Origin of the sequence: Streptomyces sp. LS1784 (assembly GCF_020103755.1) — a bacterium.
Lineage (GTDB): Bacteria > Actinomycetota > Actinomycetes > Streptomycetales > Streptomycetaceae > Kitasatospora.
In genome coordinates, this window is record NZ_JAHSQD010000270.1 from 1 (window position 1) to 10,949 (window position 10,949).

Annotated in this window: 6 protein-coding genes and 1 pseudogene; 5 read left to right on the forward strand and 2 right to left on the reverse strand. The window is 74.3% G+C overall.

All coding sequences use genetic code 11. The features are described from left to right. On the forward strand, positions 1–2,970 hold a 2,970-nt coding region (locus KS423_RS26430), incomplete at its 5' end, for a S8 family serine peptidase (protein ID WP_224282272.1). Between the two features lie 47 nt (positions 2,971–3,017). Here KS423_RS26430 and KS423_RS26435 read toward each other — a convergent pair. After that, positions 3,018–5,537, reverse strand: a complete 2,520-nt coding sequence (locus tag KS423_RS26435; RefSeq protein ID WP_224282273.1) for a YfhO family protein — start codon at positions 5,535–5,537, stop codon at positions 3,018–3,020. 157 nt (positions 5,538–5,694) lie between these two features. Between KS423_RS26435 and KS423_RS26440 the strand changes: the two genes are divergently transcribed. The 4 genes from KS423_RS26440 (at position 5,695) to cimA (ending at position 10,745) form a co-directional block, all read left to right on the forward strand. Next, positions 5,695–6,261 (forward strand): Uma2 family endonuclease, encoded by a 567-nt coding sequence (locus tag KS423_RS26440; protein WP_224282274.1) that lies wholly within the window; start codon positions 5,695–5,697, stop codon positions 6,259–6,261. A 58-nt stretch (positions 6,262–6,319) separates the two neighbouring features. Continuing rightward, positions 6,320–7,357 (forward strand): 3-isopropylmalate dehydrogenase, encoded by a 1,038-nt coding sequence (locus KS423_RS26445; protein ID WP_224282275.1) that lies wholly within the window; start codon positions 6,320–6,322, stop codon positions 7,355–7,357. 279 nt (positions 7,358–7,636) lie between these two features. After that, on the forward strand, positions 7,637–8,749 hold the full coding sequence (locus tag KS423_RS26450; protein ID WP_224282276.1) for a branched-chain amino acid aminotransferase: 1,113 nt from the start codon (positions 7,637–7,639) through the stop codon (positions 8,747–8,749). 391 nt (positions 8,750–9,140) lie between these two features. Next, positions 9,141–10,745, forward strand: coding sequence for a citramalate synthase (gene cimA, locus KS423_RS26455; RefSeq protein ID WP_224282277.1), 1,605 nt, complete (start codon positions 9,141–9,143; stop codon positions 10,743–10,745). A gap of 67 nt (positions 10,746–10,812) precedes the next feature. On the opposite strand, the pseudogene KS423_RS26460 reads toward cimA, so the two are convergent. After that, positions 10,813–10,949: pseudogene (locus KS423_RS26460) on the reverse strand (ATP-binding protein); the annotation flags it as partial.

The following is a 10,949-nucleotide window of genomic DNA, read 5'->3' on the forward strand; positions in this document are numbered from 1 at the left end:
GGCCTCGCGGTCAGCGCGCCCGCCGACCGGCTGCCCGCGCTGCGGGCGCTGCCGGGCGTCCGGGCCGTCCACCCGATCGTCGCCAAGCGGCGGGACAACACCCACTCCGTCCCGCTGACCGGCGCCCCGCAGGTCTGGGCCGGCGACCCGGCGGCCGGCACCGGCCGGGGCATGCGGATCGGGATCATCGACAGCGGCATCGACTACACCCACGCCGACTTCGGCGGCCCCGGCACCGAGGAGGCGTTCCGCTCGGTCGAGCGCGGCAGGCCGGCGCCGCCCGCGCTGTTCCCGAACGCCAAGGTGGTCGGCGGCAAGGACCTGGTCGGCGACGACTACGACCCCGACCCGGCCTCCCCGCACCACCAGCCGGTGCCGCACCCCGGCGACAACCCGATCGACTGCGTGCGCAACGGGCACGGCACCCACGTGGCCGGCACCGCGGCCGGGTACGGCGTCACCGCCGACGGCCGCCCGTACACCGGTCCGTACGGGCCCGGGCTCGACCCGGCCGGCTTCCGGATCGGCCCCGGAACCGCCCCGGACGCGCAGCTGTACGCGATCCGGGTGTTCGGCTGCGACGGTTCCACCGACCGGGTCACCGAGGCGCTCGACCTGGCCGCCGACCCGAACGGGGACGGCGACCTGAGCGACCGGCTGGACGTCGTCAACCTCTCGCTCGGCAGCCACTTCGGCAGCACCGACGACACCGACGCCCTGGCCGTCGACCGGCTCGCCGCGCTGGGCACCGTCGTCGTCGCGGCGGCGGGCAACGACGGCGACGTGTACGGCATCGGCGGCAGCCCCGGCACCGCCGCCCGGGCGATCACCGTCGCCGCCTCGGTGCACGGGCACGCCGACGTGGACGGCATCACCGTGCTCGCCCCCGCCGCGCAGGCCGGGGTCGTCCCGGCGCACTGGAGCGAGCGCTACCAGGGCTGGTCGACGGCCGACGTCAGCGGCGAACTCGCCCTGCCCGCCGACCAGTCGGACGGCTGCACCGACTTCAGCGAGGCCGACAGGCAGCGGCTGAAGGGGCGGATCGCGCTGCTCGCCTGGCGCACCCGGGACGCCGACCGGGCCTGCAACTCCGGGCCGCGCGCCGACCACGCCGCCGACGCGGGCGCGATCGGGGCGCTGTACGCCGCCGACTCCGACCACCTCGCCGAGATCTCCGGCGACGACCGCATCCCGGCCGCGCTGCTGGCGCACGCCGACGGCGAGCGGCTGCGTCAGGCCGCGGCGGCCGGGCCGGTGCAGGTCCGGCTCGCCGCGCCCGGCAACACGCTGCACGGCTCCGTCGCGCAGGACCAGCCGGCCCGGGTCGACACCCTGACCGACTTCACCTCGCGCGGCATCGGTGTGCCGGGCGTGGTCAAGCCCGACCTGGCGGCCCCCGGCGAGAGCATCTGGTCCTCACTGGTCGGCAGCGGCACCGGCGGTCAGCGCGAGAGCGGCACCTCGATGGCCACCCCGCACGTGGCCGGGCTCGCCGCGCTGGTCCGCGCCGCGCACCCGGACTGGCCGGTCGAGCAGGTCAAGGCCGCGCTGATGAACACCACCGTGGACACCTTCCTCGGCGACGACCGCAGCGGGCCGGTCTACGGGCCCGAGCGCACCGGGGCCGGGCGGGTCCGGGTGGACCGGGCGCTCCGCACCCCCGCCGTCGCCTACGCGGCGGGGGAGGGCGCCGTGGAGGGCGCCGTCGGGGTCTCCTTCGGGCCGGTCGAGGTCTCCGGGCCGACGGCGGCGACCCGCGAGATCGAGGTGCGCAACACCTCGGGCGCACCGCTGGCCTACCGCACCTCGTACGCGGCGGCCACCGAAGTCCCGGGCGCCTCGTACCAGGTGACGCCGGCCCGGGTGGACGTCCCGGCGGGCGGCACCGCGCGGGTGCGGGTGACGCTGTCCGTGCCCGGGGAGCTGGGGCGCGCGCCCGACCCGACCATCGCCACCGTCCAGGGCGACCGGGCCCGCAGCTACCGGGGCGAGCTCTCCGGCCGGGTGCTGCTCACACCGGTCGGGGACGCCAGGCTGCCGCAGCTGCGGGTCCCGGTGCTGGCCGCCCCGCAGCCGACCGGCGACCTCACGGCGACGGCCGCCATCCGCACCGCCCGGGACGGCACCCTGGTCACCCTCGGCGGCCGGGCCGCGCCCGGCGAACAACCCGGGCTGGTCAGTGCCTTCGCACTCGGCGGCGTGGGGGTTCGCTGGCCCGACTGCCCGTCCGGCGGCAGCGGTGCGACGGCCGCGCCGGGTGCGGGCATCCGGCCCGAGGGCGCACGGGAGGAGGCGGACCCGGCGCAGGAGGTCTGCGTCGAGCACCCCGGCGAGCGGTCCGCCGGCCTGCGCGCGGCCGGTGCCGCCGTCGACTCCGAACTGCTGTACGTGGGAGCCCAGTTGTGGGCGCCCGCGGCCACCCCGGTGGGGCTGTACGGGGTGCGGGTGGCGCTGGACACCGACGGCGACGGCAGCACCGACGTCATCCTCAAGGCCGACCGGCTGCGCGGCGGCGACGTCCTGGTCTCCCGCGCCCTGGACGCCCGCACCGGCGCCGAACTGGACGTCCAGCCGCTCAACGCCCACTGGGGTGACACCGACACCGGGCTGCTGGACAGCGACGTGTTGGTGCTGCCCGTCCGGCTGAGCGCCCTGCCCGGCGTCGCGCCCGGGCACAGCACCGTCCGCTACGGCGTCTGGACCGGCTACACCGGGGGCGGTACGCCGGACGTGGCCGAGGCCCTCTCCGCCATCGGGCTGAACGGCACCAGGCCGTCCGTCCCGCTGGACGTCCTGCACCCGGCGCTCACCGTACGGGCCGGCCTCACCGGGCCCGCCGCGGTGTCGGCCCCGGCCGGCCCGGGCACCGTCCTGGACGTGCACCGGGGGCAGGGCGACACCTCGCGGCTCCTGCTGCTGTACCACCGCAACCGGGCCGACCGGCGGGCCCAGGTGCTCGACCTGCCGTGACCACCGGGCAGCGGGGCGGCCCACCGGGAGACCGGTGGGCCGCCCCGTCACGTTCCGGCGGTCTGCGCCACCCGGCGGCGGTCGCGGCGCGGGACGGGGGCGGGGCGGCGGGAGAGCCGGGCGAAGACGGCCACCAGGACGAGGACGGCGGCGGTGGCGGAGGTGACGGCGAGGCCCTCGGTGAGGCCGGGCGGGCGGAAGGCGCAGGCGATGCGGGACGCGCCGTCGCCCAGGGGGACGCCGATCATGCCGAGCACGGAGGTGGGGGCGGTGCGGCGGCCGCCGTCCACCGCGCAGGTCCAGCCCTCGGTGGCGGGGACGGAGAGCAGCGCGGTGCCGGTGGAACCCGCCGGGAGGGCCGCGGTGAGGGTGTGTCCGCCGGCCTCCACCCGGGTGGCGCCGGTCGCGGTGAGACGGGCGACGGCGGCCTCCAGGGCGCCGGCCCGCAGACAGCCGATCGGTCGGGCGGGGACCTGGCTCACCACGTCCGACCGCAGCGTCACCCGGACCACCCCGTCCGCCGGGACGGTCCCCAGCCGGTGGATCGGCACGGCGGTGGTGGGCTGCTCGCCGTCGCTGCGGTACCGGGTGCCGAGGCCGCTGACCGTGCCCCGGTACCAGACCCCGTGGAAGTAGGCCGTCCCGCCCGGGGTGCAGGCGGCGGTGAACACGGTGCCCTCCTCTCCGCTCGGCACCGACCAGCCGCTGGTGCCGTGCAGGGTGGGCGTCGGCCCGCCCGCCGGGACGGGCAGCGGGGCGTCGTACACCTGGCTGCCGAGCAGCGACTCCTGCCGGGACCAGACCGAGGAGTTCTCCGGCCGGGCGCCCGGGGGCAGCACGGTGACCAGCGGCGGTGCGGCCGCCCGGACGGGGGTGAAGGCGCGCGGCGACGCGCCGGGCTCGGCGCCGTCGGGGTGAGTGTCGTCGAGGTGGGTGTCGTCGAGGTGGGTGCGGACGCCGAACAGCGCCTGTCCGACCGGGTCGGTGACGCTCGCGGTCTGCCGTCCGCCGGCCGTCCAGCCCGCACCGAGGTCGTGCAGCAGCAGGGCGGTGACGGTCGGCAGGTAGCTGCTGTAGTAGCCGCCGCCCTGGCCGTTGAGCAGCAGCGGGTCGTTGGGGGTGAAGGCGTGCGGGCCGGGGTCGCTGCGGCCCTGCGGCCAGTCCGCGGCCGCGCGCAGCACCGTGTGCCCGGCCCGGACGGCCGCCGGGGAGACACGGTCGGAGGGGGCCGCGCCGAGCGTCGCGTACCCGGACCAGACCGCGTTGCCCAGCACCGCGCCGCCGATCACCCAGGTGGCGAGGGTGTTCGCCCGGCGGTCGGGGTGCCGGCTGTCCAGCAGCCACAGCGCGGCCGACAGGACGGCCGCGCCGACGCCCAACAGCACCCAGGTGGCGGGGCGCACCGCGTGCCGGCCCGCCGCCAGGCCGGCGATCACCGCCACCACGGCGGCGCCGCCCAGCACGGTGAGCCGGTCCGGGCGGTGCGCCAGCGAGACCCAGCCGGCCAGCACCAGCAGCCCGCTGAGCACGAAGGCCACCCGGTACGGCCCGCCGACCGGGATCGCCAGGCCGTGCCAGACCAGCAGGGTCGGGGTCCACACGAAGCCGACCGCCACCACCGCCAGCGCCGCGCACCAGAAGGCGCGCTCCCGCAGCCGCACCCGCCGGTTGAACGGCAGCCCGCACACCACCAGCAGCCCGAAGACGCCGATCGCCACGTCCGGCAGCTGCTGCCCGCCGTGGGTGGCGGGCAGCAGCCGGGCGAGGTGGGCGCCGACCCCGGACGGGCCGAGCGGCTCGACCGGGGACTCCGGCTGGGCCCGGCGGGCGGCCAGGACCGCGACGAACAGCACGGGGGAGGCGAGCAGCACCCCGGCGGTGACCGTGGTGACGGCCCGGCCGATGGCCCGGACCCGGTGGCGGAACGGGCGCGGGGCGGCGAACAGCCGGACGGCGAACAGGAGTCCGGCCGCCAGGGTGGCCGGCGCGGCGGTGTACAGGTTGCCGGCCCAGGCGAGCGCGACGCACAGCGCGCCGGCCACCCAGTGCCGCTCGCGCAGGCACCAGTCGGCGGCCAGGCCGAGCAGCGGCAGCGAGACCAGGCCCCAGAGCCACATCGGGGCGGCACCGCCGAAGTCCAGCACCCAGGCGCACAGCCCGTACCCGACGGCGGCGAGCGCCCGCAGCCGGCGCGGGCCGGGGTGCAGACGGCCGAGCAGCCGGGTCATCAGGGCGGTGCCGAGGCCGATGGTGGCCAGGGTGACCAGCAGGACGGCGAGCCGGCCCTGGTCGCGGGGGAGGAGCGCGGTGGGCCAGGAGAACGGATTCATCAGGTAGGCGAAGAAGTCCGCCAGGAACGGGGCGCCGTAGCCGCTGTTCCAGTTGACCAGCAGGTCTCCGGCGGCCTGCCCGTGCAGCAGGTCCCACAGGTGCGCGTGGTACGGGACGGCGACCGCCTCCGCGCCGGCCGGCCACTGCCCGCGTGCCGCCGTCGCCAGCCCGTACCCGCCCATCGCCAGCCCCGCCGCACCCCCGCAGACCAGCACCTCCCGCCGCCGCTCGCCCATCCACACCCCGTTCCACCGGACCACTGCCGAACCCCGCCACCCTAAGCACGCCCCCGGCGCACCGTGCGCCACCCGCGCTCCCTCGAAGGAGTGGCGCCCGAGGAAGCTTTGCCGAGTAGCCTGAGAGGGCCGTCAGGATGCCCGTATGGGAGGAACCATGAGCATCGCGCCGTACCCCGACTGGATTCGGCCTCCTGCTGGTGGCTACACCGCAGAGGATCTTGACCGGCTGCCTGATCTCCCGCCGCACACCGAGCTGCTCGACGGGAGCCTGATCTTCGTGAGTCCGCAGACCGCGTTTCACATGCGCACCCTCCGTAGGCTGGAACGTGCCCTGGAAGGTGCCGTGCCGGAGGGGTGGGAGGTCTGGCGGGAGATGACGGTGCGGTTGGACCGTCGGAACCGTCCTGAGCCGGATCTCCTCGTGGTCGACGAGCGAGGAGTCACCGGCCCGAAGCAGACCTTCTGCGATGCGGAGTATGTGCTGCTGGCGGTCGAGGTCGTCTCCGAGGAGTCCGAGGAGCGTGACCGGGACACCAAGCCTCGAAAGTACGCGGCTGCGGGGATCAGGCATTTCTGGCGGGTGGAGAGCGACGACGACGGAAAACCGGTCGTCTATGTCTATGAACTCGATCCCTCCACACGCGGCTATGTGGTTGCGGGGATCTACCACAAGCAGCTGAAGGTCGACCAGCCGTTCGAGATCGAGATCGACCTGACCTGACCGTCCGCATGGTGGACGCCAGATGTCAGAACCTGGGACGGCGGAGTAGGGTCCGAGCATGTCTCGCACCATTCGTCTCGCAGTTGTCCCCGGTGACGGCATCGGCCAGGAAGTGGTGGCCGAAGGCCTCAAGGTCCTGGGTGCCGCGCTTCCCGCCGACGTGAAGCTGGAGACCACCGAGTACGACCTCGGGGCCCGGCGCTACCACCGGACCGGCGAGACGCTGCCGGACGACGTGCTGGCGGAGCTGAAGTCGCACGACGCGATCCTGCTGGGCGCCATCGGTGACCCGAGCGTTCCCTCGGGCGTGCTGGAGCGGGGGCTGCTGCTCAAGCTGCGGTTCGCCTTCGACCACCACATCAACCTGCGTCCGGGCCGGCTCTTCCCCGGGGTGCAGTCCCCGCTGGGCGGTCAGCCGGAGATCGACTTCGTGGTCGTCCGCGAGGGCACCGAGGGCCCGTACGTCGGCAACGGCGGCACGCTGCGCACCGGGACGCCGCAGGAGGTGGCCACCGAGGTCAGCCTGAACACCGCGTACGGCATCGAGCGCGTGGTGCGCGACGCCTACCGCCGGGCACAGGCGCGGCCGCGCAAGAAGCTCACCCTGGTGCACAAGAACAACGTGCTGGTGCACGCCGGGCACCTGTGGACGCGGATCTTCTCCGAGGTCGGCGAGGAGTTCCCCGAGGTCACCACCGACTACCTGCACGTCGACGCGGCGACCATCTTCTTCGTCACCCAGCCCGAGCGGTTCGACGTCATCGTCACCGACAACCTGTTCGGCGACATCCTGACCGACCTGGCCGCCGCCGTCACCGGCGGGATCGGCCTGGCCGCGAGCGGCAACATCAACCCGAGCGGCGAGTTCCCGTCGATGTTCGAGCCGGTGCACGGCTCGGCGCCGGACATCGCCGGCCAGGGCAAGGCCGACCCGACCGCCACCGTGCTGTCGGTCGCGATGCTGCTGGAGCACCTCGGCTTCGCCGCCGAGGCCGCCAAGGTCGAGGCCGCCGTCGCGGCGGACCTCTCCGAGCGCTCCGGCGCCCGCAGCACCTCCCAGGTCGGCGACGCGCTCGCCGCCCGAGTATCCGGCTGACGGGCCGGATCCGAGAGCGGAGTTCCGGCTGACGGGCCGGATCCGAGAGCGGAGTTCCGGCTGACGGGCCGGATCCGACAAGGTTTCCGGCCCGGCGGGCCGGACCGCATAACCGCAGCTTGCAGCCCTCGAAAATGGGCGGACAGCTGTTCGGCACGGCCCCCTGGATGCGAGTATCGACAGTGGGTCGTGCCGTTGTGCGTCCGTTTCGGCGACTTTCGCCGAAACGTATCTGCAGCGGTGGCGGCCCGGACCAACCCCACGGTGAAGGAAACAGCCATGAGCACGGCCACCCAGGCGCCCATCACGTTCGACCTCAAGCCCTCCGCCCAGCCCCTGCCCGCAGCGGAGCGCGAGGCCCGGCTGGCCAACCCCGGCTTCGGCCGGGTCTTCACCGACCACATGGTCACCATCCGCTGGACCGAGGGCGTGGGCTGGCACGACGCCCAGCTGGCGCCGTACGCGCCGCTGGAGATCGACCCGGCGAACATGACCCTGCACTACGGCCAGGCGATCTTCGAGGGCCTGAAGGCCTACCGCCAGGCCGACGGCTCCATCGCCACCTTCCGCCCGGAGGCCAACGCCGCCCGCTTCCAGGCCTCGGCCCGCCGCCTGGCCATGCCCGAGCTGCCGGTGGAGACCTTCGTCGAGGCCGTCGAGCTGCTGGTCCGCCAGGAGCAGGGCTGGGTGCCGAACGAGCCGGAGCAGAGCCTCTACCTGCGCCCGTTCATGTTCGCCACCGAGGTCGGCCTGGGCGTCCGCCCGGCCAACTCCTACCTCTTCATGATCATCGCCTCGCCGGCCGGCGCCTACTTCCAGGGCGGCATCAAGCCGGTCTCGGTCTGGCTGTCCAAGGAGTACGTCCGGGCCGCCCCCGGCGGCACCGGCGCCGCGAAGTGCGCGGGCAACTACGCTGCCTCGCTGGTCGCCCAGGCCCAGGCCGCCGAGAAGGGCTGCGACCAGGTGGTCTGGCTCGACGCCGCCGAGCACCGGTGGGTCGAGGAGATGGGCGGCATGAACCTGTACTTCGTCTTCGGCGAGGGCAAGGACGCCAAGATCGTCACCCCGGAGCTGTCCGGCGCGCTGCTGCCCGGCATCACCCGTGACTCGCTGCTCCAGCTGGCCACCGACCTCGGCTACGCGGTCGAGGAGCGCCGGATCTCCACCGACGAGTGGCAGCAGGGCAACGCCGACGGCACCCTCACCGAGGTCTTCGCCTGCGGTACCGCCGCCGTCATCACCCCGGTCGGCTCGGTGAAGTCCGCCGCCGCCGACTGGACGGTCGGCGCCGGCGAGCCCGGCCCGGTCACCATGGAGCTGCGCGAGGCACTGCTGTCGATCCAGGGCGGCCAGACCCCGGACACCCACCACTGGCTGCACAAGATCGTCTGATCGTCGCACCCCGGTCCGGCCCCGGCCGGTCCCGTCCGGCTCCCTCCGCCGCGTCCCGGCCCGCCCGTCCCGCATCGCGAGACGGGCGGGCCGGATGCCGGGCGGCTGTGCCAGACTGCGAGCGTGTCCTCGCTTTCGCTGATTATTGGCAGCAGGCGCGCCGGTCCGCAGTGACCGCTTCCCGCACGACCGATGCGGAGCGACCACGAGCGTCCAGACCCGCGCGCAGACCTCTCGCACCCGCGAGGGGTCTTTTTGTTTCCCCGGACCGGCCGAGGGCCCTCACAAGGGGCCCGGGGACACCGGGACCGCGCGCGGGATCATGGACAGTGGAGCCGGGACAAGTCCGGCAGAGCAGTACCTACCTCCCCGAAACGGAGAACCAGGGGTCATGACCGAGGTCACCCGTACCGACGACAGTTTCCACGTGTTCGACACCACGCTGCGCGACGGAGCACAGCGGGAGGGCATCAACCTGACGGTGGCGGACAAGCTCGCCATCGCCCGGTACCTGGACGAGTTCGGGGTCGGCTTCATCGAGGGCGGCTGGCCCGGGGCCAACCCGCGCGACACCGAGTTCTTCGCCCGCGCCGCCACCGAGCTGGAGCTGGAGCACGCCCGGCTGGTCGCCTTCGGCGCCACCCGCCGGGCCGGCGGCAAGGCGGCGGAGGACCCGCAGCTGGCCGCACTGGTCGCCTCCGGCGCCCCGGTGATCACCCTGGTGGCCAAGGCGCACGACCGGCACGTGGAGCTCGCGCTGCGCACCACCCTGGACGAGAACCTGGAGATGGTCCGGGACAGTGTCGAGTTCCTGCGCTCCCAGGGCCGGCGGGTGTTCATCGACTGCGAGCACTTCTTCGACGGCTACAAGGCGAACCCCGAGTACGCCGTGTCGGTGGTCCGCACCGCGCACGAGGCCGGCGCGGACGTGGTGGTGCTCTGCGACACCAACGGCGGGATGCTGCCGGCCGGCGTCCGGGAGACCGTCGCCGACGTGCTGGCCAGGACGGGTGCCCGGCTCGGCATCCACGCCCAGGACGACACCGGCTGCGCGGTGGCCAACACCCTGGCCGCGGTGGACGCCGGCGCGACCCACGTGCAGTGCACCGCCAACGGCTACGGCGAGCGGGTCGGCAACGCCAACCTGTTCCCGGTGGTCGGTGCGCTGGAGATCAAGTACGACCGCCGGGTGCTGCCGCAGGGCCGGCTGGCCGAGATGACCCGGATCTCGCACGCGATCGCCGAACTGGTCAACCTGACCCCCTCCACCCACCAGCCGTACGTCGGCTTCTCGGCCTTCGCCCACAAGGCGGGCCTGCACGCCTCCGCGATCAAGGTCGACCCGGACCTGTACCAGCACATCGACCCGGAGCGGGTCGGCAACACCATGCGGATGCTGGTCTCCGACATGGCCGGCCGGGCCTCCGTCGAGCTCAAGGGCAGGGAGCTCGGCTACGACCTCTCCAGCGACCGGGACCTGGCCGGCCGGGTGGTGGCCAAGGTGAAGCAGCAGGAGAACCTCGGCTACACCTACGAGTCCGCGGACGCCTCCTTCGAGCTGCTGCTGCGCGACGAGGTGCGCGGCAGCCGGGACCGCTTCTACACCCTGGAGTCCTGGCGGACCATCAGCGAGCAGGGTCCGAAGGGCTTCACGGGCAACGAGGCCACCGTCAAGCTGTGGGCCAAGGGCGAGCGCCGGATCGCCACCGGGGAGGGCAACGGCCCGGTCAACGCGCTGGACCAGGCGCTGCGCGCGGCCCTGGAGGGCATCTACCCGCCGCTGGCCACCTTCGAGCTGGTGGACTACAAGGTCCGCATCCTGGAGGGCCAGCACGGCACCGGCTCCAAGACCCGGGTGCTGATCGAGTCCACCGACGGCGCCGTCACCTGGTCGACGGTGGGCGTGGCCGACAACGTGGTCGCCGCCTCCTGGCTGGCGCTGGAGGACGCGTACACCTACGGCCTGATCCGGGCCGGCCTGGAGCCCGCCGAGTAACCCGCCCCCGGAACGCCCGTGGCCCGTCGGACTTCGTGTGAAGTCCGACGGGCCGTCTGCGCCTGGGTCACCGCAGTCGGGCGAGCAGGGCGTGTTCGACGAGGGTGATGAGGGCGCTCTTGGCGCTGTCCCGGCGGCGGGCGTCGAGGGTGATGACGGGGGTGTCGGTGCCGAGTTGGAGGGCTTCGCGGACTTCGTCGGAGG